The 20,888-nt window shown below is 71.9% G+C and carries 22 protein-coding genes; 12 read left to right on the top strand and 10 right to left on the bottom strand.

All coding sequences use genetic code 11. The annotated features are described in order from the left end of the window. The 3 genes from ABZ386_RS00760 to ABZ386_RS00750 form a co-directional block, all read left to right on the top strand. Positions 1–678, top strand: a 678-nt coding sequence (locus ABZ386_RS00760) for a trehalase family glycosidase (RefSeq protein ID WP_358962755.1), incomplete at its 5' end; no start/stop codon positions are given. After that, on the top strand, positions 675–2,612 hold the full coding sequence (locus ABZ386_RS00755) for a glycogen debranching N-terminal domain-containing protein (RefSeq protein ID WP_356499434.1): 1,938 nt from the start codon (positions 675–677) through the stop codon (positions 2,610–2,612). The genes ABZ386_RS00760 and ABZ386_RS00755, both read left to right, overlap by 4 nt. A 153-nt stretch (positions 2,613–2,765) precedes the next feature. Further along, positions 2,766–4,640: a CDP-alcohol phosphatidyltransferase gene (locus ABZ386_RS00750; RefSeq protein WP_358962752.1), complete on the top strand. Its 1,875-nt coding sequence runs from the start codon at positions 2,766–2,768 to the stop codon at positions 4,638–4,640. Here ABZ386_RS00750 and dusB read toward each other — a convergent pair whose 3' ends face one another. After that, positions 4,641–5,774, bottom strand: coding sequence for a tRNA dihydrouridine synthase DusB (dusB, locus tag ABZ386_RS00745; RefSeq protein ID WP_356617338.1), 1,134 nt, complete (start codon positions 5,772–5,774; stop codon positions 4,641–4,643). 78 nt (positions 5,775–5,852) lie between these two features. On the opposite strand from dusB, the gene ABZ386_RS00740 reads away from it, so the two are divergent. Together ABZ386_RS00740 and ABZ386_RS00735 are read left to right on the top strand one after the other, a co-directional pair. Further along, positions 5,853–7,304 (top strand): MFS transporter, encoded by a 1,452-nt coding sequence (locus ABZ386_RS00740; protein WP_358962750.1) that lies wholly within the window; start codon positions 5,853–5,855, stop codon positions 7,302–7,304. 118 nt (positions 7,305–7,422) lie between these two features. Then, entirely contained in the window at positions 7,423–7,632 is a 210-nt protein-coding gene (locus ABZ386_RS00735; protein WP_114252269.1) for a hypothetical protein, read from the top strand. 36 nt (positions 7,633–7,668) lie between these two features. Here ABZ386_RS00735 and ABZ386_RS00730 read toward each other — a convergent pair whose 3' ends face one another. The 5 genes from ABZ386_RS00730 to ABZ386_RS00710 form a co-directional block, all read right to left on the bottom strand. Next, positions 7,669–8,583 carry a GNAT family N-acetyltransferase gene (locus tag ABZ386_RS00730; RefSeq protein ID WP_356617342.1) on the bottom strand — a complete coding sequence of 305 codons (915 nt, stop codon included), beginning with the start codon at positions 8,581–8,583 and terminating at the stop codon, positions 7,669–7,671. A gap of 50 nt (positions 8,584–8,633) precedes the next feature. Continuing rightward, entirely contained in the window at positions 8,634–9,221 is a 588-nt protein-coding gene (locus tag ABZ386_RS00725) for a TetR family transcriptional regulator (RefSeq protein ID WP_356499428.1), read from the bottom strand. 26 nt (positions 9,222–9,247) lie between these two features. After that, positions 9,248–10,252, bottom strand: a complete 1,005-nt coding sequence (locus tag ABZ386_RS00720; RefSeq protein ID WP_358962747.1) for an aldo/keto reductase — start codon at positions 10,250–10,252, stop codon at positions 9,248–9,250. Positions 10,253–10,354: 102 nt separating this feature from the next. Beyond that, the gene (locus tag ABZ386_RS00715) at positions 10,355–10,969 is read right to left on the bottom strand and encodes a LysE family translocator (RefSeq protein WP_351346295.1); all 615 of its coding nucleotides are present in this window, start codon (positions 10,967–10,969) and stop codon (positions 10,355–10,357) included. A 152-nt stretch (positions 10,970–11,121) separates the two neighbouring features. After that, entirely contained in the window at positions 11,122–12,504 is a 1,383-nt protein-coding gene (locus tag ABZ386_RS00710) for a glycine--tRNA ligase (RefSeq protein ID WP_114252284.1), read from the bottom strand. Between the two features lie 171 nt (positions 12,505–12,675). On the opposite strand from ABZ386_RS00710, the gene ABZ386_RS00705 reads away from it, so the two are divergent. From ABZ386_RS00705 to ABZ386_RS00690, 4 genes are read left to right on the top strand one after another with little or no spacing between them, the layout of a single operon-like run. Next, on the top strand, positions 12,676–13,668 hold the full coding sequence (locus ABZ386_RS00705) for a zinc ABC transporter substrate-binding protein (RefSeq protein ID WP_351346291.1): 993 nt from the start codon (positions 12,676–12,678) through the stop codon (positions 13,666–13,668). Between the two features lie 20 nt (positions 13,669–13,688). Beyond that, entirely contained in the window at positions 13,689–14,456 is a 768-nt protein-coding gene (locus tag ABZ386_RS00700) for a metal ABC transporter ATP-binding protein (RefSeq protein ID WP_114257389.1), read from the top strand. Continuing rightward, a complete protein-coding gene (locus ABZ386_RS00695; RefSeq protein ID WP_114252288.1) occupies positions 14,456–15,358 on the top strand; it encodes a metal ABC transporter permease in 903 nt (300 codons plus the stop codon). The genes ABZ386_RS00700 and ABZ386_RS00695 overlap by 1 nt, the downstream gene beginning before the upstream one ends. Positions 15,359–15,416: 58 nt before the next feature. Continuing rightward, on the top strand, positions 15,417–15,836 hold the full coding sequence (locus tag ABZ386_RS00690) for a transcriptional repressor (protein WP_358962744.1): 420 nt from the start codon (positions 15,417–15,419) through the stop codon (positions 15,834–15,836). 140 nt (positions 15,837–15,976) lie between these two features. Here ABZ386_RS00690 and ABZ386_RS00685 read toward each other — a convergent pair whose 3' ends face one another. The 4 genes from ABZ386_RS00685 to ABZ386_RS00670 are packed head-to-tail and all read right to left on the bottom strand — an operon-like array spanning position 15,977 to position 18,052. Next, positions 15,977–16,810 (bottom strand): isoprenyl transferase, encoded by an 834-nt coding sequence (locus tag ABZ386_RS00685; RefSeq protein ID WP_351346288.1) that lies wholly within the window; start codon positions 16,808–16,810, stop codon positions 15,977–15,979. A gap of 30 nt (positions 16,811–16,840) precedes the next feature. Then, the gene (recO, locus tag ABZ386_RS00680) at positions 16,841–17,587 is read right to left on the bottom strand and encodes a DNA repair protein RecO (protein WP_351346286.1); all 747 of its coding nucleotides are present in this window, start codon (positions 17,585–17,587) and stop codon (positions 16,841–16,843) included. Positions 17,588–17,633: 46 nt separating this feature from the next. Next, positions 17,634–17,849 (bottom strand): hypothetical protein, encoded by a 216-nt coding sequence (locus tag ABZ386_RS00675; protein WP_031111682.1) that lies wholly within the window; start codon positions 17,847–17,849, stop codon positions 17,634–17,636. Then, entirely contained in the window at positions 17,846–18,052 is a 207-nt protein-coding gene (locus ABZ386_RS00670) for a hypothetical protein (RefSeq protein WP_114252301.1), read from the bottom strand. Before ABZ386_RS00670 ends, ABZ386_RS00675 begins: the two co-directional genes overlap by 4 nt. Before the next feature lie 197 nt (positions 18,053–18,249). On the opposite strand from ABZ386_RS00670, the gene ABZ386_RS00665 reads away from it, so the two are divergent. From ABZ386_RS00665 to ABZ386_RS00655, 3 genes are all read left to right on the top strand, one after another. Further along, positions 18,250–18,747: a GNAT family N-acetyltransferase gene (locus tag ABZ386_RS00665; protein ID WP_351346283.1), complete on the top strand. Its 498-nt coding sequence runs from the start codon at positions 18,250–18,252 to the stop codon at positions 18,745–18,747. A 94-nt stretch (positions 18,748–18,841) separates the two neighbouring features. Next, the gene (locus ABZ386_RS00660; protein WP_351346281.1) at positions 18,842–19,324 is read left to right on the top strand and encodes a cupin domain-containing protein; all 483 of its coding nucleotides are present in this window, start codon (positions 18,842–18,844) and stop codon (positions 19,322–19,324) included. A gap of 72 nt (positions 19,325–19,396) precedes the next feature. Further along, positions 19,397–20,887 (top strand): alpha/beta hydrolase, encoded by a 1,491-nt coding sequence (locus ABZ386_RS00655; protein WP_358962742.1) that lies wholly within the window; start codon positions 19,397–19,399, stop codon positions 20,885–20,887. Position 20,888 lies beyond the last annotated feature (1 nt).

The raw sequence follows: 20,888 nt of genomic DNA, 5'->3' as shown, positions 1-20,888 counted from the left end.
ACAGGCGGCTCCGCCGGGAGCGGCCCGGGCGGATTCGCCGTGGAGGACCCGGCGTTCAACGCCCTGCTCATCGCCTCCGAATACGCCCTCGCCCGGATCGCCCACGAGTTGGGCGCGGCGGCCCAGGCCCGGCAGGCCCGGGCCGAGCGCCTCACGGCGGCCCTGGTGGAGCGGCTGTGGGACCCGGCCGCGGGGATGTTCCTGTGCCGGGACGTGCGCGCCGGGGAGCTGATCCCCGAGCGCGGGGTCTCCGGGCTCGTCCCGCTGCTGCTGCCGAGCCTGCCGCGCGACCTCGCGGCCACCCTGATCCGCACGATGTGCGGGCCGCACTTCGGGCTCGGCGGCGCGACCCGCCTGGTCCCCAGCTACGACCTGCTGGGCGAGGCCTTCGACCCGCACCGCTACTGGCGCGGCCCGGCCTGGTTCAACACCAACTGGCTGCTGGAGCGCGGGCTGCGGCTGCACGGCGAGCGCGGCCGGGCCGACGCCCTGCGCAAGGGGATGCTGCACACCGCCGGCGCCTCCGACTTCGCGGAGTACGTCGACCCGTACACGGCACAGGCCTGCGGCGCCACCGGCTTCGGCTGGACCGCCGCGCTCACGCTCGACCTGCTGCACGACCGGCCCGCAGGGGACAGGAACGGCGTCACGGCGATCAAGGGAGGGGACCTGGGATGACGGACCGGCATCATCTGCTCGTGCACGGCGGGACGTTCGCCGCGGTCGGCGACCGAGGCGACATCAGCGGCTACCGGGGCGGCAGCGCCCCGGACGGCATGTTCGTACGGGACGCGCGGCACCTGAGCCGCTGGCAGCTCACCGTGGACGGCGCCGTGCCGGAGACGCTGACGCCGGTGGCCGACGGGGACACCGCGGCCTGCGTCCTCGTCCCGCGCGGCGGTCGCGACGAGCCGCCCGCCTACACGCTCTTCCGCGAACAGGCCGTGGGCGACGCCTCGTTCGTGGAGTCGCTGCGCGTCACCAGCAACCGCCCGGTGCCGACGACGGTCCGCCTCGCGGTCACCGCCGACGCCGACTTCACCGACCAGTTCGAGCTGCGCTCCGACCACCGCACGTACGCGAAGGCCGGCGCCGTCCGCTCCCGCCAGGTCCTCGGCCACGGCGTGGAGTTCACCTACCGGCGCGGCGAGTGGCGGTCCGTCACGACCGTCACGGCCGAGCCCCAGCCGGACGCCGTGGAGGAGACCGGCACGGGCGCCCGCCGCCTGGTGTGGACCCTGGACCTCGCGCCGCACGGCACCGCCGAGTTGGTCCTGCGCGTCATCGCCCGCCCGCACGGCGACAAGCGCGCCCTGCGCGTGCCCCGCTCCCCCGCCGCCCTCCAGGAGCAACTGCGGGCGCGCGAGGGCGAGTTCATGGCGGGCGTGGCCTTCCCGAGCGGCTGGCCCGAGCTGGCCGCGGCCTGCACCCGGGGCCTCGCCGACCTCGCCGCGCTCCAGGTCCCGGCGACCGGCCCGGACGGCGAGGAACTGCGCGTCCCGGCCGCCGGCGCCCCCTGGTTCCTGACCCTGCTGGGCCGGGACGCCCTGCTGACCTCGCTGTTCGCCCTGCCCTACCGGCCGCGACTGGCCGCCGCCACCCTGCCCGCGCTGGCCGCGACCCAGGCCACGCAGGCCGGCGCCGACGAGATCGCCCAGCCCGGCAAGATCGTGCACGAGGTGCGGCACGGCGAACTGGCCCACTTCGGCCAGGTCCCCTACGGCCGCTACTACGGCTCGGTCGACGCCACGCCCCTCTTCCTCGTCCTGCTCGGGGCGTACACCGAGCACACCGGCGACACCGCCCTGGCGCGCCGCCTGGAGCCGCACGCCCGCGCCGCGGTGGGCTGGATGCTGGACCACGGCGGTCTCACCTCTCGCGGCTACCTGGTCTACCGCGCCGACCAGGGCGGCCTCGCCAACCAGAACTGGAAGGACTCCCCCGGCGCCATCTGCTCCGCCGAGGGGACCCGCCCGAACGGGCCGGTGACGGCCGCGGGCGCCCAGGGCTACGCCTACGACGCGCTGCGCCGCACGGCGTGGCTCGCGCGCACGGTGTGGCAGGACGGGACGTACGCGGACCTGCTGGAGCAGGCGGCCGGTGACCTGCGCGACCGTTTCCAGCGGGACTTCTGGATGCCGGAGCACTCCTTCCCGGCGCTCGCGCTGGACGGCCGGGGCGAGCAGGTCGACGCGCTCGCCTCCGACGCCGGGCACCTGCTGTGGTCGGGGCTGCTGGACAAGGAGTACGGCGAACTCGTCGGCCGGCGCCTGCTGGAGCCGGACTTCTTCTCCGGCTGGGGCGTGCGCACCCTGGCGGCCGGGCAGCCGGCGTTCCACCCGCTCTCCTACCACCGCGGCTCGGTCTGGCCGCACGACAACGCGCTGATCGCGCTGGGCCTGGCCCGGTACGGGCTGCACGACGAGGCCCGCGCGATCGCCCGCGGCCTGGTCGACGCGGCGGCCGCGACCGGTCACCGGCTGCCGGAGGTCCTCGCGGGCTACGGCCGCGACACCCACCCGGAGCCGGTGCCGTACCCGCACGCGTGCGTGCGGGAGTCCCGGTCGGCGTCGGCCCCGCTGGCCCTGCTCACGGCGGTCGGCGGCATCTGAGGGCCGGTTGGCCCGCCGTTTGCCGGGTGTTTGCCGAGCGCTGGCCCGCCGGGCTGAACACACCTGGTGGGCGGGCCGTACGGAACGGAGGCGGACCCGTTCCCCCACGCGGGTCCGCCACCTCGCCGGGTTTCGTACGGGAAGGACCTCCGGGTGCCTGTCTTCACACGCCTCCGCCAGTCATCACAGCCGGGCACCCCGGAGGCCGGTCCCGAGCGGCCGGAGGAGTCGGAAGCCGCCGCGGAGGAGGCGGAAGCCCGCACGGAGGAGGCGGAGACCCGCCCGGAGGAGACGGAGGCCCGCCGGGAGCAGGCGGAGACCCGCACGCAGGGGGCGGAGACCACCGGCCCCGCATCCCGCCTACGGCACCTCCGTTCCTGGCGCACCCGCCACCCCCGCGCCGCCCGCGCCCTCCACCTCACCACCACCGCCCTCGCCGCCGTCCTGGTCCTCGGTGCCCTGCTGCTGCCCAACACGCTCCCGGCCCTCGAACCGGTCAGCTTCGCGCGGATCCCGGCGGAGGCGGTCATCGGCGCCGTCGTCGTGCTGGGGCTGCCGCACCGGCCCCGGCTGGTGGCGGCCGTGCTGTACGGGCTCGGCCTCACCGCGCTGACCGCCGTGAACCTGCTCGACATGGGGTTCAACGAGTACCTCGGCCGGGGCTTCAACGCCGCGCTCGACTGGGACCTGCTGCCCGACGCGCAGGCGTACGTCGGGGACACGCTGGGCGGGGGCGTCGCGACCGCCGCCGCCGTCGGCGCGGTGGTGCTCGTCCTGCTCGTGGCGGCCGTCATGGTCGCGGCGGCGATCCGGCTGGCCGGGGTGCTGGCCCGCCACCGGGCCCGGGCGACCAAGGGCGCCCTGATCGCCGGCACGGTCTGGATCACCTGCTCGGCGCTGGGCCTCACGCTCTTCGGCGGGCCGATCGCCTCCGAACGCGGCGCCGGGGCCCTCCGGGTGCACGCGCAGCGGACGGTGGAGTCGCTGCGCGACGAGGCGGCGTTCGTGCGGCAGGCGAAGGCGGACACCTTCGGCAACACCCCGCCCGAGCAGCTCCTGCCCGACCTGCGGGGCAAGGACGTGATCTTCACGTTCATCGAGAGCTACGGCCGCAGCGCCGTCGAGGACCCGGCCATCGCCCCCGGCGTCGACCGGACCCTCGACGCGAGCACCGAGGCCCTGGCGAAGGCCGGCTTCCACGCCCGCAGCGGCTGGCTGACCTCGGCGACCTTCGGCGGCAGCAGCTGGCTCGGCCACTCCACCACCATGTCCGGTCTGTGGATCGACAACCAGCGGCGCTACCGCACGGTCACCGCGGGCGACCACCTCACCCTCACCAAGGCGTTCAAGAAGACCGGCGCGTGGGACACGGTGGGCGTGATGCCCGGCGTGCAGAAGGGATGGCCGGAGGAGAAGTGGTACGGCCTCGACAAGCTCTACGACTCCCGGGACCTGGGCTACCGGGGCCCGAAGTTCAGCTGGTCGACCATGCCCGACCAGTACGCGCTGGAGGCGTTCCAGCGCCAGGTGCACGGCAAGAAGCGGGACAAGCCGCTGATGTCGTTCGTCATCCTGACCTCCAGCCACCAGCCCTGGGCGCCGATCCCGAAGATGGTCGGCTGGGACGAACTCGGCGACGGCAGGGTCTTCGGCCCGATCCAGAAGGCCGGCAACAAGGCCGCGGACATCATCACCGACACCGCCAAGTCCCAGCAGGAGTACGGCAGGTCCATCCAGTACTCGGTGACCAGCCTCACCCAGTGGCTCCAGCGCTACGGCACCGACGACACCGTCCTGGTCTTCCTCGGCGACCACCAGCCCATGGCCCGGGTCAGCGGCATCCGCGCCTCCCGCGACGTGCCGGTGTCCCTCGTCGCCAAGGACCCGAAGGTCCTGGAGAAGATCAGCGACTGGAACTGGACGGAAGGCCTCAAGCCGGACCGCGACGCGCCCGTGTGGAAGATGGACTCCTTCCGCGACCGCTTCCTGAAGGCGTACGGCTCTACGCCCCACCCCTCCGGGGGCTGATCAGCCGCCGGAGGTGTCGAGTTCGGCCTCCTCGCCGACGCCCGCGCAGTCGTAGGGGTCCTTCAGCCAGCCGTCCGGCAGCACCACACGGTTGTTGCCGGAGGTGCGGCCGCGGGGTCCGTCGGCGCCGGTGGGCCAGGGCTGGTCGAGGTCCAGCTCGTCCAGGCCGGAGCGCAGTTCCTCCAGCGAGGAGGTGATCGCGAGGCGCTTGCGCATCTCGGAGCCGACCGCGAAGCCCTTGAGGTACCAGGCGACGTGCTTGCGGAAGTCGATCACGCCCCGGGACTCGTCGCCGATCCACTCACCGAGCAGGGTGGCGTGCCGGACCATGACGTCGGCGACCTCGCGCAGGGTGGGGCGGGCGATGTCCTCGGTGCGGCCCTCGAAGGCGGCGACGAGGTCGGCGAACAGCCACGGCCGCCCCAGGCAGCCGCGCCCGACCACGACACCGTCGCAGCCGGTCTCGCGCACCATCCGCAGGGCGTCCTCGGCCGACCAGATGTCGCCGTTGCCGAGCACCGGGATCTCCGGGACGTGCTCCTTGAGCCGGGCGATGGCGTCCCAGTCGGCGGTGCCGCCGTAGTGCTGGGCGGCGGTGCGGCCGTGCAGGGCGATGGCGGTGACGCCCTCCTCGACGGCGATGCGGCCGGCGTCGAGGTAGGTGATGTGGTCGTCGTCGATGCCCTTGCGCATCTTCATCGTCACGGGCAGGTCACCGGCGCCGCTGACGGCTTCGCGCAGGATGGCACGGAGCAGGTTCCGCTTGTACGGCAGGGCGGAGCCGCCGCCCTTGCGGGTCACCTTCGGGACCGGGCAGCCGAAGTTCAGGTCGATGTGGTCGGCCAGGTCCTCCTCCGCGATCATGCGGACGGCCTTGCCGACGGTGACCGGGTCCACGCCGTACAGCTGGATCGACCGGGGCCGCTCACTCGCGTCGAAGTGGATGAGCTGCATGGTCTTCTCGTTGCGCTCGACCAGCGCCCTGGTGGTGATCATCTCGCTGACGAACAGGCCCTTGCCGCCGCTGAACTCCCTGCACAGGGTGCGGAAGGGCGCGTTGGTGATCCCGGCCATGGGGGCCAGGACGACGGGCGGCTGGACGGTGTGCGGGCCGATCTGGAGGGGCGTGGACATGCCTCCATTGTGCCGTGCAATGAAAAGGCAAAATTCATTAGTTAGCCACACTATTGAATTCGGCGTACGATGGAACCCATGCCCGAGCTCAGTCACCGCCGCCGCATGCTGGTGCTCGCGATCTGCTGCATGAGCCTGCTGATCGTGAGCCTGGACAACACGGTCCTGAACGTGGCCCTGCCGTCGATGCAACAGGACCTGCACGCCAGCACGTCGGGCCTGCAGTGGACGATCGACGCGTACACGCTGGTCCTGGCCTCGCTGCTGATGCTCGCGGGCTCCACGGCCGACCGGATCGGACGCAAGCGCGTCTTCATGGCGGGCCTGGTCGTCTTCACCCTCGGCTCGGTGCTGTGCTCGCTCGCGCCGAACCTTCAGGCCCTGGTCGCGTTCCGGATGGTGCAGGCGGTGGGCGGCTCGATGCTGAACCCGGTCGCCATGTCGATCATCACCAACACGTTCACGGACCCCCGGGAGCGGGCCCGGGCGATCGGCGCCTGGGGCGCGGTGGTCGGCATCTCCATGGCCGCCGGGCCACTGGTCGGCGGCCTGCTCGTCGAATCGGTCGGCTGGCGCTCGATCTTCTGGATCAACCTGCCGGTGGGGCTGGCGGCCCTGCTGCTCACCCTGCGCTTCGTCCCCGAGTCCCGTGCGCCCAGGGCCCGCCGGCCCGATCCCGTAGGGCAGGTGCTGGTGATCGCGCTGTTCGGTTCGCTGACGTACGCGATCATCGAGGCGCCGAGCACGGCCTTCGCGTCCCTGGCCCCGCTGGTGATCCTGGCCCTGGCGGCCCTCGCCGCCCTGCTCCGGTACGAACCGCGCCGCGCGGAGCCGCTGATCGACCTCCGCTTCTTCCGCTCGGCGCCGTTCAGCGGGGCGACGGTCATCGCCGTCAGCGCGTTCGCGGCGCTCGGCGGCTTCCTGTTCCTGTCGACGCTGTATCTGCAGAACGTGCGGGGTCTGACCGCCCTGGAGGCGGGGCTGTGGATGCTGCCCATGGCCGTGCCGACGTTCCTGTGCGCGCCGCTGTCCGGCCGCCTGGTGGGCTCGCGCGGACCCCGGCTCTCCCTGCTGATCGCGGGCCTGGCGATGACGGCGAGCGGCGTGCTCTTCGCCGCGTTCGAGGCCGAGACGTCGAACGTCACGCTCTTCCTCGGCTACGTTCTGTTCGGTGTCGGCTTCGGCTTCGTCAACGCGCCCATCACCAACACGGCGGTCTCCGGCATGCCGCGGGCCCAGGCGGGCGTGGCGGCGGCGGTGGCCTCGACGAGCCGGCAGCTCGGGCAGACGCTGGGGGTCGCGGTGGTGGGGGCGGTGCTCGCGTCGGGCGTGGGCGCGTCCTCGTACCGGGAGGCGTTCGTGTCGGCGGCGCGGCCCGGCTGGTGGATCCTGGCGGCCTGCGGGTTCGCGGTGCTGGCACTGGGGGCGGTGACGAGCGGGCGCTGGGCCCGGGGGACCGCCGAGCGGGCCGCCACGGCGCTGGAGTCGGCGGAGGTGCGGGACGCGGTGGTGACCGCGGACCGCTCCTGAGTGCCTCCTCACAGCCTGATAACCGGCTCCCTGGGAAGCCCTGTTGATGTTGGTCGTGCTGCACACTCCTTGCTGCGAGCAGACCGGATCGGCCGGATTCCTGGACGCGGGAGGCGTCATGGCGCAGAGCGACACGAGCAAGGTGAGCCGCTGGGACCAGCACGGCCGGGAGCACGTGGTGCGGGTGCGGCGCACGGGCGTGCAGCGCACGATCAGGTGCGACACCTGCGGCTGGCGCAGAGGCGCGCAGTTCCTGCCCTGGCTGAAGGCGGAGGAGCACCTGGCGGAGGCCCACCAGGCGACGGTGGACCCGACGTCCGCGGCGTGATGCGCCCGGCAGGACCTGGCAGGGGCCTGGCAGGACCTAGTAGAGGATCGAGGGCAGGTAGGCCCCGTCGGGCTCGTTGTACAGGCCGATGGTCATCAGGCTCATCAGCTGGACGACCTTGAGGCCGTGGGACAGGCACCACCGGAGCAGTGCGCTGTCACCGGTGGGTACGAGGATGCCCGGGCCGCGGAACTGCGGGGCGGAAGCGATCAGGGCCTGGAGGTCCGGGGTGGTCTCGCCCACGGCGTGCGCGAAGAAGGCGAGGTCGGTGGCGTAGCCGGTGACGCGTCCGGCGCGCTCCACGACCCGGGCGGTGCCCTGTTTGAGCGCGTCGGCGACCTCGCCGCCGCGGTCGACGCCGTGGACCTGCCGGCACACGTCGTTGCAGGCGCCGAGGTCCGCGTCCGTGGCCTCCCGCACCGTGTACCCGGGCATCGCTTCCTGGAGCGGTGGTCCCTGTACGCAGGCCAGTGTGGCCCGGTGGACGAAGCCCAGGCTCACGTACAGGGAGAACGACCTGTTGTGGTAGCCGCTCTGCAGGAGCCGGATGCCGGGTGCCCCGCGTTCGGTGGCCCGGTCCATGACGTCCCGCATGAGGCGGCGGCCCACGCCCGCGTTCTGCACGGTGGGGTCGACGGTGATGGGCCCGACCCCGACGACGGGCGAGCGTTCGTCGAGGAAGTTGCTGCCCACGACCCGCCCGTCGAGCTCGGCGACGACACTGTAGAACCCGGGGTGGGTCAGGGCGCCCTCGATCAGCGCGACGCCCACCTCGGGGCTCGGGAAGTCGGGTGGGAACGCGTGCTCCTTCGCGATGCCGGCGAAGGCCTCGTAGCAGATCCGGCCGCACTCAGCGGCATCGTCGGCGGTACCCGGGCGCAGTGTGAGTTCCACGATCGCCATCCCCTTCTTTCGCGCGTCCCGCGCGGCGACCCGCCCCTCGCTTCCCATCCTGTGCCCCTGCCGCCGACGGCGCACCCGGTGGGCGGCCCGCCAAGGAACTAGGCGCGCAACCCCCGCACCAGCAGGTCGACGACCGCCTCGAAGTCGGCCTCGACGCCTGGTTCGCGCCACTCCTGCGCGTAGCCCGGGTCGTGGAAGCGGGCCGTCGCCTGGAAGACCGCGCGGGCCGTGGCCTCCGGGTCCGCCGCGGTGAAGGAACCGCTCTCGGCACCGGCCCGGATCACCCGGGCCAGCTGGGCGGTGAGATCGGCGATGTGCTCGCTCACCGCCGTGCCGTTCTCGCCCGTGAGGACCGAGTACGTGGCGAACAGTTCCGGATCGTCGCCCGCCTTGCGGCGCTTCGCGGCGAACAGCGCGGCGAGCCAGTCCCGCAGCCGGCTCTCCGGGTCGCGGTCCGCGGCGGCGATCCCGGACAGTTCGCCGGACGTGCGGTCCAGCCAGCGCTTGGTGACCGCCTCGCGCAGCGCCGCCTTCGTCCGGAAGTGGCGGTAGACACTGCCGTGGCTGACACCGAGCGCGCGGGCCACGTCGACCACGGTGGCCTTGGCCGGGCCGTGGCGGCGCAGCACCTCCTCGGTGGCTTCGAGGATGCGCTCGGCGGTGAGGATCTCGCTGGTCGGTGCCATGCCCACGACCGTACCCGGAGCCCGGTTCAGCGCTCGACGTGCGTCAGCTGCGCCGCCGGGTAGCGGGCGCCGGCGGCGGCACCGGCCGGTACGGCCTCCTCGATCGCGGCCAGGTCGGCGGCGTCCAGCGTGACGTCCAGCGCGCCCAGGGCCTCGGTGAGCCGGTCGCGGCGGCGGGCGCCGACCAGCGGCACGATGTCCGCGCCGCGGCTGAGCACCCAGGCGATGGCGATCTGCGCGACGGTGACGCCCTTCTGCTCGGCGATCTTCCGCAGCGCCTCGACGAGGTTCAGGTTGTGCCGGAGGTTGTCGCCCTGGAATCGCGGGGACATCGCCCGGAAGTCGCCCGGGGCGAGCTGCCGGTCGGCGGTGAAGTGCCCGGAGATCAGGCCGCGGGAGAGGACTCCGTACGCCGTGATGCCGATGCCCAGCTCACGCGTGGTCGGCAGGATCTCGTCCTCGATGCCGCGCGAGAGGAGGGAGTACTCGATCTGGAGGTCGGAGATCGCTGCCGTGGCGGCGGCGCGGCGGATGGTCCCGGCGCCGACCTCGCTGAGGCCGATGTGCCGCACGTAGCCCTTCTCGACCAGTTCCGCGATGGCGCCGACCGTCTCCTCGATCGGCACGTCGGGGTCGAGGCGGGCGATGCGGTAGACGTCGATATGGTCGACGCCGAGCCGCTGGAGGGAGTAGGCGGCGAAGTTCTTGACGGCCGCGGGCCGGCCGTCGTAGCCGGACCAGCCGCCGTCCGGGTCGCGCAGGGCGCCGAACTTGACGCTGACCAGGGCCTGTTCGCGCCGGGCGGCGGGGGCAGTGCGCAGGGCCTCGCCGATCAGCAGTTCGTTGTGGCCCATGCCGTAGAAGTCGCCGGTGTCGAGCAGGGTGACGCCCGCTTCGAGCGCTGCGTGGAGGGTCGCGAGGGATTCGGCCCGGTCCGCCTCGCCGTACAGGGCGGACATGCCCATGCAGCCGAGGCCGAGGGCGGAGACCTGGGAGCCGGTGGTTCCGAGGGTTCGGGTTGGCATCGTCATGCCTTCCACTGTCACATGACAGCTGACAGATTTCAATATCTGTCATTCGATATCCGTCAGCCGAAGCCTGTCATGCGATACCTGTCATTCGCTACTTGTCAGCTACCGCGCGGTGACCGCCAGCTTCGCGCCCAGCGCCACGAACGACCCGGCGAACCCCCGGCGCAGCCACGCCATCACCCGGGGCCGCCCCAGGACCTGGCTGCGCACGGACGCGGCCAGCAGCCCGTACGCGGCGAACACCAGGAAGGTGACCAGCATGAACACCCCGCCGAGCCCGGCCATCCGCACCAGCGCGTGCGGTTCGCCGGGGCTCACGAACTGCGGCAGGAACGCGAAGAAGAAGATCGTCAGCTTCGGGTTGAGGATGTTGATCAGCACACCCCGCACGATCACCCGCCGCGCGGACAGCGGCGCGGGCTCCCCCTCCTCGACCGCGAGGGCGTCCTTGTCGCGCAGCGTGGCCCACGCCATGTACAGCAGGTAGGCGACCCCGGCGTACTTCAGCACCTGGAAGGCGGTCGCGCTGGCGTGCAGCAGCGCGGCGACGCCGGTGACCGTGGCCAGCAGATGCGGGACGATCCCGAGCGTGCAGCCGACGGCCGCGACGACACTGGCGCGGCGGCCCCGGGACAGCGCGGCGGCGAGGGTGTAGACGACGCCGGTGCCCGGCGTGGCGACGACGACCAGGGTCGTCAGCAGGAACGCGATGCTCATGCCCCCACCCTGGCGCCGCCCCGCACCCGGATACAGGACCAATCGGCGCCGGACCTGAGGGACCAATCCCGCGCGCCGCGTCCGGCGCCGTACAACGCGACGGTGCCGGGCCCCCGAGAGGGGACCCGGCACCGTCGTACGACGTGAGGCGGTCAGCAGCCGATCAGCCGGGCCGCCAGGTAGCCCTCGATCTGGTCGAGGGAGACGCGCTCCTGCTTCATCGAGTCGCGCTCGCGGACGGTGACCGCGTTGTCCTCGAGCGTGTCGAAGTCGACGGTCACGCAGAACGGCGTACCGATCTCGTCCTGGCGGCGGTAGCGGCGGCCGATGGCGCCGGCGTCGTCGAACTCGATGTTCCAGTGCTGGCGCAGCGCCTGGGCGAGGCCCTTGGCCTTCGGCGACAGCTCCGGGTTGCGGGACAGCGGCAGGACGGCGACCTTCACCGGGGCGAGGCGGTGGTCGAGGCGCAGCACCGTGCGCTTCTCCATCTTGCCCTTGGCGTTGGGCGCCTCGTCCTCGACGTAGGCGTCCAGCAGGAACGCCAGCATCGCGCGGCCCACACCGGCCGCGGGCTCGATGACGTACGGCGTCCAGCGCTCGCCGGCCTCCTGGTCGAAGTAGGTGAGGTCCTGGCCGGAGGCCTTGGCGTGGGCGCCGAGGTCGTAGTCGGTGCGGTTGGCCACGCCCTCCAGCTCGCCCCACTCACTGCCGCCGAACTGGAAGCGGTACTCGATGTCGGCGGTGCGCTTGGAGTAGTGGGAGAGCTTCTCCTTCGGGTGCTCGTACCACCGCATGTTCTCCTCGCGCAGGCCCAGGCCGGTGTACCAGTTCCAGCGCTGCTCCATCCAGTACTCCTGCCACTTCTCGTCCTCGCCCGGCTTGACGAAGAACTCCATCTCCATCTGCTCGAACTCGCGGGTGCGGAAGATGAAGTTGCCGGGCGTGATCTCGTTGCGGAAGGACTTGCCCATCTGGGCGATGCCGAACGGCGGCTTGCGGCGCGAGGTGGTCTGCACCTGGGAGAAGTTGGTGAAGATGCCCTGCGCGGTCTCGGGGCGCAGGTAGGCGATGGAGCCGGAGTCCTGCGTGGGGCCGAGGTGGGTGGACAGCAGGCCCGAGAACTGCTTGGGCTCGGTGAACTGGCCCTTGTTGCCGCAGTTGGGGCAGTTGACGTCGGCCAGGCCGTTCTCCGGCAGGCGGTTGTGCTTGGCCTCGTAGGCCTCCTCCAGGTGGTCCGCGCGGAACCGCTTGTGGCAGGAGGTGCACTCGGTCAGCGGGTCCGTGAAGGTGGCGACGTGGCCGGAGGCGACCCAGACCTCGGGGGCCAGGATCACGGACGAGTCGATGCCCACGACGTCCTCGCGCGACGTCACCATGTAGCGCCACCACTGGCGCTTGAGGTTCTCCTTGAGCTCGACACCCAGCGGGCCGTAGTCCCAAGCGGCGCGCTGGCCGCCGTAGATCTCACTACAGGGGAATACGAAGCCACGGCGCTTGCTCAGGCTGACGATGGTGTCGATCTTGTCGGCGGCCACGGTGCTCTCTTCATTACGACGACGGGCGACGAAGCGAGATGCTTCCAGCGAATGCCTCAGGTTACCGGCGGGGGCGCCCCCTCAATCAAATCGCTCCCCCTCCCGCGGCCTCAAGGCCCCGGTCAGGACGTTTGTTGACAACGGTTTCCATATTTGTTGAAAATGAGTGTCATGAACGTACGACGACGCCTCATACCCGCCGCCCTGGCCTCCGCTCTCGGCCTGGGCGCCCTCACCGCCTGCTCCAGCGACAGCGCGGCCTCGGGCAACACGGACAAGTTCGACGTCGTCGCGTCGTTCTATCCGATGGCGTTCCTCGCCGAGCAGATCGGCGGGGACCACGCGAACGTCACCAGCCTGACCGAGCCCGGCCAGGAACCGCACGACCTGGAGATCAGCACCAAGCAGCGGGCGCAGCTGGAAGAGGCCGACGCGGCGCTCTTCCTCAAGGGCCTGCAGCCCGCCGTCGACGAGGCCGTGCAGCAGACCGACATCAAGACGAAGATCGACGCGGCCACGCTCACCACCCTCGAGGACCACGGCACCGGCGGCCACAGCCACGAGGGCGAGGAAGGCCACGCCGAGGAGGGCCACGCCGAAGAGAGCCACGCCGAGGAAGGCCACTCCGAGGAGGAGGAGCACGCCCGCGACCCGCATGTCTGGCTGGACCCGGTGAAGTACGCCGAGGTCGCCCAGGGCGTGGGCAAGGCCTTCGAGAAGGCCGACCCGGACCACGCGGCCGACTACAAGAAGAACACCGAGGCCCTGGTCAAGAAGCTGAACGGCCTCAACGGCGAGTTCGAGAACGGCCTGAAGAACACCAAGACCAAGGTCTTCTTCACCAACCACGCCGCCTTCGGCTACCTCGCCGAGCGCTACGGCCTCACCCAGGAGGCCATCTCCGGCCTCGACCCCGAGAGCGAGCCCAGCGGCGCCCGGGTCAGGGAGCTCCAGCAGGAGGCCAAGGCCGACGGCGTCACCACCGTCTTCTACGAGACACTGGTCTCCGACAAGACCGCCAAGACCCTCGCCCGCGACGCGAACCTGAAGACGGACGTCCTCGATCCGCTGGAGGGCATCACCGACAAGTCCCGCGGCGACGACTACTTCCAGGTCATGGAAGCCAACCTCAAGGCCCTGCAGAAGGCCCTGGGAGCCAAGTGATCGACCCATCGGAGGACGGCATGAACGAGCCCGTCGTATCCCTGCGCGGCGTCCGCGCCGACCTGGGCTCGCGCCCCGTCCTGCGCGGCATCGACCTCACCGTGCGCCGCGGTGAGGTCGTCGCGCTGCTCGGCGCGAACGGCTCCGGCAAGTCGACGGCCGTGCGCAGCGTGATCGGCCAGGTGCAGACCGGCGCCGGCGAGATCGAGCTGTTCGGCACGGACCGCCGGCGGTTCCGCGACTGGCACCGCGTGGGCTACGTCCCGCAGCGCACCACGGCCGCGTCCGGCGTGCCCGCCACGGTGACCGAGGTGGTGCTCTCCGGCCGCCTGTCCCGGGCCCGCTTCGGCATGCTGCGCAAGGCGGACCACGCGGCCGTGCGCAAGGCCCTGGAGCTGGTCGGCATGGCGGACCGGGCCAAGGACCCGGTCGACGCCCTCTCCGGCGGTCAGCACCAGCGTGTCCTGATCGCCCGCGCGCTGGTCTCCGAGCCCGAGCTGCTGATCATGGACGAGCCGATGGCGGGCGTCGACCTCGCCAGCCAGGAGGTGCTCGCGCACACCCTCCGCGAGCAGGTCTCCCAGGGCACGACGGTCCTGCTCGTGCTGCACGAACTGGGCCCCCTGGAGCCCCTCATCGACCGGGCCGTCGTCCTGCGCGACGGCTGCGTCGTCCACGACGGGCCGCCCCCGAAGGCCGTCGGACAGCACGCCCTGCCCGGCCACGACCACGTACACCCGCACGCGCCGGCGGGCACCGAACCGATCCGCACGGGACTGCTGAGCTGATGGACTTCCTCGACTACGCCTTCATGCAGCGGGCCCTGCTCGCCGCCGTCCTGGTCGGCATCACCGCCCCGGCCGTCGGCATCTACCTCGTGCAGCGCCGCCAGGCCCTGATGGGCGACGGCATCGGCCACGTGGCGATGACCGGCGTCGGCCTCGGCTTCCTGCTGACCTGGTCCCCGGTGTGGATGGCGACCCTCGTCTCCGTCCTCGGCGCGGTCCTCATGGAGCTGATCCGCTGGTACGGCAAGACCCGCGGCGACATCGCCCTCGCGATGCTCTTCTACGGCGGCATGGCCGGCGGTGTGATGTTCATCAACCTCGCGCCGACAGGCTCCAACGCCAACCTCACCTCGTACCTGTTCGGCTCGCTGTCGACGGTCTCCGAGTCGGACGTCACGGCGATCTCCGTCCTGGCCGCCTTCGTCGTCCTGGTCACCCTGGGCCTGCGCCGGCAGCTCTTCGCGGTCAGCCAGGACGAGGAGTTCGCGCGGGTGACGGGCCTGCCGGTGCGCGCCCTGAACCTGCTGACGGCGATCACCGCGGCCGTCACGGTCACGGTGGCGATGCGCGTGGTCGGCCTGCTGCTGGTCAGCGCGCTGATGGTGGTGCCCGTCGCGGCCGCCCAGCAGATCGGCCGCAGCTTCGCCGCGACCTTCGCGATCGCCGTCGCCATCGGCGTGAGCGTGACGATCGGCGGCACGGTCACCTCGTACTACCAGGACGTGCCGCCCGGCGCGACGATCGTGCTGCTGACCATCGGCGCGTTCATCGTGCTGACGGCGCTCGCGGCCCCGCTGGCCCGCCGCCGCGCCCGGGCCCGGACCGCCGCGGACGCCACCGCGGACCCGGCGGAGTGTGCCATTCCGGGCAGCCGGGAGGCGACCGACGAGGTCGGCGTCTGACCGCCCCCACCCCGGGCTGGCACAATGGCCCGGGCAAGGCAGACGTGAGGAGGCAACGGTGACGACCGCTGGACCGTCCGTGAAGGGCCGCGCCACCAAGCAGCGTGCCGCCGTGGCGGCGGCCCTGCAGGAGGTCGACGAGTTCCGCAGCGCGCAGGAACTGCACGACATGCTCAAGCACAAGGGCGACTCGGTCGGGCTCACCACGGTCTACCGCACCCTGCAGTCCCTCGCCGACGCCGGCGAGGTCGACGTCCTGCGCACCGCCGACGGCGAGTCCGTCTACCGCCGCTGCTCCACCGACGACCATCACCACCACCTCGTGTGCCGCAACTGCGGCAAGGCCGTCGAGGTGGAGGGCCCGGCCGTGGAGAAGTGGGCCGAGGCCATCGCCGCCGAGCACGGCTACGTCAACGTGGCCCACACGGTGGAGATCTTCGGCACGTGCGCGGAGTGCGCGGCTGCCATCGGCGGTTGAGCCGTTGGGCGCCGCGTGGGCGAGGCCCGGCCGTCGGCTGCGGGCCCGTGGTGGCCGGGCGCGCCCGCGCGGCGGAGCCGCATATCGATGCAGCCCCGCGCCCCTGAGGGAACCGCGCCGCCCCGGCCTGTGAAGCGCCGCTACTCCTGCCTGCCCTCCATGGCCAGCAGTTCCTCGTTCGGGATGGCGCCGCCGAAGCGGCGGTCGCGGGAGGCGAACTCCAGGCAGGCGCGCCACAGGTCACGCCGGTCGAAGTCCGGCCACAGCACGTCCTGGAAGACCATCTCGGCGTAGGCGCTCTGCCAGAGCAGATAGTTCGAGGTGCGCTGCTCGCCGCTCGGGCGCAGGAACAGGTCCACGTCCGGCATGTCCGGGTAGTACATGTACTTCGCGAAGGTCTTCTCGTTGACCTTCGACGGGTCGAGCTTGCCGCTCTTCACGTCCTCCGCGAGCGCCTTGGCCGCGTCCGCGATCTCGGCCCGGCCGCCGTAGTTCATGCAGAAGTACAGGGTCAGCCGGTCGTTGCCCTTGGTCTGCTCCTGGGCGATCTGGAGCTCCTTGGCGACGGACCGCCACAGCTTCGGCATCCGCCCCACCCAGCGCACCCGCACGCCCAGCTCGTCGAGCTGGTCCCGGGTCTTGCGGATGAAGTCGCGGTTGAAGTTCATCAGGAAGCGCACCTCTTCCGGCGACCGCTTCCAGTTCTCGGTGGAGAAGGCGTACAGGGAGATGGCGCCCACGCCCATCTCGATGGCGCCCTGCAGCACGTCCAGGACGCGCTCGGCGCCGACCTTGTGCCCCTCGGTGCGGGGCAGGCCGCGCTCCTTGGCCCAGCGGCCGTTGCCGTCCATGACGATCGCCACATGCTGCGGTACGAGCTCCCCGGGGAGCTTCGGCGGCCGCGCGCCGGACGGGTGCGGCTCCGGCGTCCTGTACTCCCGGCGCTGCCGGCCCAGGATCCCGCGTACGGCCATGTGTTTCTCGTCTCCTCGTGCTTGCTTGTCTTACTTCTCGACGTAGCGCAGGGAGCGCAGCCCGCGCTCCATGTGCCAGTGCAGATAGGCGGACACCAGCCCGCTGCCCTCCCGGACGTAGCGCGGCTCGCACGCGTCCGCGGTCTCCCAGTCTCCCGTAAGCAGTGCGCCGAGGAGTTCCAGGGCCTGGGGCGAGGGTACGACGCTGCCGGGCACCCGGCAGTCCACGCAGACGGAACCGCCCGAGGCGACCGAGAAGAAGCGGTTGGGCCCGGGCATTCCGCACTTCGCGCAGTCGGTGAAGCTCGGGGCGTAGCCGTTGACGGCGAGGGACCGCAGCAGGAACGCGTCGAGCACGAGGTGCGGCGCGTGCTCCCCCCGTGCGAGGGTCCGCAGCCCGCCCACGAGCAGCAGGTACTGCTGCACGGCCGGCTCCCCCTCGTGGTCGGTGAACCGCTCGGCGGTCTCCAGCATGGCGGTGCCGGCGGTGTACCGCGCGTAGTCGCTGACGATGCCGCCGCCGTACGGGGCGATGGTCTCGCTCTGTGTGCACAGCGGCAGGCCGCGGCCGACCAGCTCGCTCCCCTTGGCGAAGAACTGCACGTCGACGTGGGAGAAGGGTTCGAGGCGCGCACCGAACTTCGACTTCGTCCGGCGCACGCCCCGGGCCACCGCACGTACCCGGCCGTGACCGCGTGTGAGCAGCGTGATGATCCGGTCCGCCTCACCCAGCTTCTGGGTGCGCAGCACGATGCCGTCGTCGCGGAACAGACTCATGCGGCCATTCTCGCCTACGCGGAGGCCCCCCGGACCGCGAGGTGGGTCAAGGAACCTCCCCTCGACTGCGTGCGTTGGCGTACGCGGTCGCCGCGCGCAGCCGCTCGGCCGGGGTGGCGTGCCGGACGGCACCGGGGTCGGCGTCCCACTCCTTGCCGCCCCCGTACGGCCTCAGCTGCACATAGGGCCCCTCATGCCCCATGACGATGCCGAGGCGTCCGCTGCGGGTGTCCACGACGTACGCGCCGACCGGGGGCTTCATCGCAGCACCGCCGCGAGCCGCCGGGCGGTCTCCACGGTGCACCGGCCCAATTCCACGAGCGGGCAGGGTGCTTCCCGCGCAAGACTCACCGGGTCGAGCCCCAGTGACGGCAGGATAATTCCGGCCTTGGCGAGTTCTGCCCGCAATTCTTTCACCGCATCCTCCGCTTCTTCGACGCAGAGCGCCGAGTGTCGTGCCTCCACCGTGCTCCCCTTCCTTTTGGAATTTCACTCTTCGCATCCCCTTGGTGACGCTCCGCGTCTACACTCGGGAAGGGTCTGTGCCCCTACAACTGCGGCGCGGCACAAAGAGGTTCGGCAATGGCCAACGGTTCCTGTGAGTTCTGCCTGCGGTTTTTTCCCGGCCGGTGCGCAGGAAGCCGATGGGCCACAATCAGGCCATGGATGCGGGTATAGCGGCGAAGAAGACCCGGCCCGGCCGGCGCCCGGAACCGGAATGGTCCTTGCGCCCGGCGGAACCGGCCGACGTGGAGGCGATTGCGGAACTGCGGGCGGTGGTGATGCGCCCGGATCTGGAGCGGCTGGGCCGTTTCGACGAGCACCGGGTCCGGCAGCGTTTTCGCGACGGCTTCTCGCCGCGGCACACGTCGGTCGTCCTGGCCGGCGGCGCCTTCGCGGGCAGCGTCGCCCTGCGCCCCGCCGAGGACGGCCACTGGCTGGAGCACTTCTACCTCGCCCCGGACCTGCACGGCCGGGGCCTGGGCTCGGCCGTCCTGCGCACCCTGCTGAGCGGGACGGACGCCGCCGGCGCAGTTGTCCGCCTGAACGTCCTGCAGGGCAGCCCGGCCCAACGCCTGTACGCCCGCCACGGCTTCACGGTCGAGAGCCAGGACCCGGTCGACGTCTTCATGCTGAGACACCCGAGGGCCAGGCCCTAGTCCGCCGGCCCGCCCTCGTCCTCCGTCCAGCGGCCGATGACCGGGCGGCACGCGGCGTGGGAGAGTCCCCGTAGCGCCTCACGAAAGGGATCCCATGTCGTACCCGGAGCCGCGTTACCTGGGCGAGAACGGTGAGATCAACGCCGTGTTCAGGTCCGCCGACACACCGCCCGACATCGTCTCGCCGGGCGGCACCACCACCCACTACCTCGCGAGCCACGCCTCCACGGGAGGGGAGTTCGGGCTGTACAAGGTGGACATGGGGCCGAAGGCGCCGGGTGCGAAGACGCACTTCCACCGGAGCATTTCCGAGTCCTTCTACGTGCTGTCCGGCGAGATCGAGCTGTACGACGGCGAGCGCTGGGTCACCGGGCGGCAGGGCGACTTCCTGTACGTGCCGGTCGGCGGACTGCACGCGTTCCGGAACGACAGCGACGACCCCGTCTCCATGCTGATGCTGTTCTCGCCGGGCGCCCCGCGCGAGGAGTACTTCGAGCGGGTCGCCGAGTTCGCGCAGCGCGGCGGGGAAGAACTCCGGGAGTTCCAGGTGCGGCACGACAGCTACTTCATCCAGTAGGGGGTAAACCCCCTGGAACATCCGGCAGTTGCCCGGATGTGGAGCGGGGCGGGGAGCCGTCAGGCTCGGGGCATGAAGCAGATCACGCGCAATGCCTCACTGCTCGCGGCCTCCGCCGTCCTGCTCGGGCTCGCCGTCCCGCTCACCGCGTCCGCGGACCAGCCCCCGGCCGCCGGGCCGCCCTCACCGGCCTGGACCGACTGCGAAGGCAGCGGCCTCGACCCCAGACAGCGGTGCGCCACCGTGGACGTCCCCATGGACTACTCCGACCCCGACGGCCGGACGATCCGCATCGCCGTCTCGCGCATCCCCGCCGAGAAGCCCTCGGCCCGCCGGGGCACGCTGTTGCTCATACCGGGCGGCCCCGGCGGCGACAGCCTCCACGACCCGTCCGGCAAGGGGCAGAAGCTGCCGCAGCAGGTGCGGGACGCCTACGACCTCGTCGGGTTCGCGCCGCGCGGCATGGCGCCCTCCACCGCCGTCGACTGCGAGCTCGACCCCGCCGACCTCGGCACGACCAAGCTCCTGCCCTGGCCCGACACGGACGGCTCCGTCGCCGGGAACATGGCCACGGCGCGGCGTACGGCCGAGGCCTGCGCCCGCAACGGCGGGGAGCTGATCCGGCACATCAGCACCGCCAACGAGGCCCGTGACCTCGACCGCGTCCGGGCCGCCCTCGGCGAGCGGAAGATCTCCGCCTGGGGTGTCTCGTACGGCACGTACGTCGGCGCCGTCTACAGCCAGCTGTTCCCGCACCGCACCGACCGCATCGTGCTGGACAGCAACGACGACCCGGACCCCACCCGCGTCACCCGGGGCTGGCTCGCCGCCTTCGAGAGGGGCGTCGAGGACAACTTCCCCGAGTTCGCACGGTGGGCGTCGCAGCCCGGCAATCCGCACCGGGTGGCCCGTACGCCCGCCGAGGTCCGCTCCGGCTTCCTGAGCCTGGCCGCCCGCCTGGACCGCGAGCCCCTCCCCTGGCCCGGCGCGAACCCGCCGCGGCTCGACGGCAACGCACTCCGCCAGACCATGCTGACCAGCCTCTACGACCCCGACGACTACCCGGTCCTGGCGAAGGCGATCCTGGCGGCCCGCAAGGGCACCGTGCCGCCCGCGCCCGAGTCCCCGCCCGAGTCGGTGCTGCAGAACGTGGCCGCGGTCGGCGTCGGCACGATCTGCAACGACGTCGACTGGCCCGACTCCGCCGCCGCCTACCAGAAGGACGTCGACGAGAGCCGGGCGACGTACCCGCTGACCGCGGGCATGCCGCGCGGGCCGATGGTGTGCGCCGCCTGGCCGTTCGCGCCGAAGGAGCCGGCCGTCCGGGTCACCGACGAGGGGCCGTCGAACATCCTGCTCGTGCAGAACGAGCGGGATGTCGCCACCCCGCTCAGCGGCGCCCTGAAACTCCGTCAGGCCCTCGGTCGGCGGGCCGTCATGGTCACCGTGAACTCCACCGGCCACGACGCCTACCTCGCCAACGGCAACGCCTGCGGCGACCGGACCGTCTCCCGCTTCCTGGCCACCGGGCAGCGGCCCGGATCCGACCGGTACTGCGCGTGAC

The sequence above is a fragment of the Streptomyces sp. NPDC006140 genome (assembly GCF_040628815.1).
Lineage (GTDB): Bacteria > Actinomycetota > Actinomycetes > Streptomycetales > Streptomycetaceae > Streptomyces.
The sequence above is the reverse complement of the archived record's forward strand: the minus strand, read 5'-3'. Positions and strand labels throughout refer to the sequence as shown.

Coding starts and splice junctions, on each gene's coding strand:
- ABZ386_RS00665 (WP_351346283.1), top strand. CDS start 18,250: ATGGATGCGGGTATAGCGGCGAAGAAGACCCGGCCCGGCCGGCGCCCG.
- ABZ386_RS00660 (WP_351346281.1), top strand. CDS start 18,842: ATGTCGTACCCGGAGCCGCGTTACCTGGGCGAGAACGGTGAGATCAAC.
- dusB (WP_356617338.1), bottom strand. CDS start 5,774: ATGTCCACGCCCCTCCAGATCGGCCCGCACACCGTCCAGCCGCCCGTC.
- ABZ386_RS00695 (WP_114252288.1), top strand. CDS start 14,456: ATGGACTTCCTCGACTACGCCTTCATGCAGCGGGCCCTGCTCGCCGCC.
- ABZ386_RS00720 (WP_358962747.1), bottom strand. CDS start 10,252: ATGACGATGCCAACCCGAACCCTCGGAACCACCGGCTCCCAGGTCTCC.
- ABZ386_RS00725 (WP_356499428.1), bottom strand. CDS start 9,221: ATGGCACCGACCAGCGAGATCCTCACCGCCGAGCGCATCCTCGAAGCC.
- ABZ386_RS00655 (WP_358962742.1), top strand. CDS start 19,397: ATGAAGCAGATCACGCGCAATGCCTCACTGCTCGCGGCCTCCGCCGTC.
- ABZ386_RS00715 (WP_351346295.1), bottom strand. CDS start 10,969: ATGAGCATCGCGTTCCTGCTGACGACCCTGGTCGTCGTCGCCACGCCG.
- ABZ386_RS00675 (WP_031111682.1), bottom strand. CDS start 17,849: ATGAAGCCCCCGGTCGGCGCGTACGTCGTGGACACCCGCAGCGGACGC.
- ABZ386_RS00730 (WP_356617342.1), bottom strand. CDS start 8,583: ATGGGAAGCGAGGGGCGGGTCGCCGCGCGGGACGCGCGAAAGAAGGGG.
- ABZ386_RS00735 (WP_114252269.1), top strand. CDS start 7,423: ATGGCGCAGAGCGACACGAGCAAGGTGAGCCGCTGGGACCAGCACGGC.
- ABZ386_RS00740 (WP_358962750.1), top strand. CDS start 5,853: ATGCCCGAGCTCAGTCACCGCCGCCGCATGCTGGTGCTCGCGATCTGC.
- ABZ386_RS00755 (WP_356499434.1), top strand. CDS start 675: ATGACGGACCGGCATCATCTGCTCGTGCACGGCGGGACGTTCGCCGCG.
- ABZ386_RS00700 (WP_114257389.1), top strand. CDS start 13,689: ATGAACGAGCCCGTCGTATCCCTGCGCGGCGTCCGCGCCGACCTGGGC.
- recO (WP_351346286.1), bottom strand. CDS start 17,587: ATGAGTCTGTTCCGCGACGACGGCATCGTGCTGCGCACCCAGAAGCTG.
- ABZ386_RS00685 (WP_351346288.1), bottom strand. CDS start 16,810: ATGGCCGTACGCGGGATCCTGGGCCGGCAGCGCCGGGAGTACAGGACG.
- ABZ386_RS00705 (WP_351346291.1), top strand. CDS start 12,676: ATGAACGTACGACGACGCCTCATACCCGCCGCCCTGGCCTCCGCTCTC.